Genomic DNA, 467 nt, shown 5'->3' on the forward strand with positions numbered 1-467 from the left:
GGTCATTTCGTTGACAGTGAAACTTGCGACAGAGCCTTCGGTTGCTGTCATGTAGTCAGCAAGGTGCTGGTTGCCCATATGAGCTTGCCAAAGTTCACGTGATACCCAGTTTTCATAAAAAGTAAAATGCGCTGGGTTGTCGTTGTCTTGATGAAGGTCATAGTTGATGCAACCTTCTTCAGCACGAGTTATCTCGATAAGTTTTAGTAGCTCAGCTTTCACAAGTTCAATTTTGTCGTCATTGGCTTTGATGTTTGCAACAATCGTTAATGTAGTCATAGGAGTTTCCTTCGTTCTGAGTTAGTGCCGTGCTTAGCGCACTGCGTTGTTGGTATGGAGGTATAATAGTGCGAACATTGCCAATGAAAAACAGCCCATCATTTGAATAATTACCAATTAAAATTTGATAATAATCTTTTAATATTTCATGTGGTGCGATATAAAGGGATAGGCGTTGTTGCCTAAAT

The 467-nt window shown here is 40.3% G+C and carries 2 protein-coding genes; both read right to left on the minus strand.

Features of this window, described 5'->3' with window-relative positions; translation table 11 throughout:
- A partial coding sequence (locus AB4493_RS22160) for a putative quinol monooxygenase (protein ID WP_372155829.1) occupies window positions 1–279 on the minus strand: 279 nt, incomplete at its 3' end.
- On the minus strand, window positions 239–467 hold a 229-nt coding region (locus tag AB4493_RS22165; RefSeq protein ID WP_372155830.1), incomplete at its 5' end, for a hypothetical protein. The genes AB4493_RS22160 and AB4493_RS22165, both read right to left, overlap by 41 nt.

It is taken from the genome of Vibrio sp. 10N.222.55.A1, assembly GCF_041473835.1.
In the GTDB taxonomy this organism is placed as follows: Bacteria; Pseudomonadota; Gammaproteobacteria; order Enterobacterales; family Vibrionaceae; genus Vibrio; species Vibrio crassostreae_C.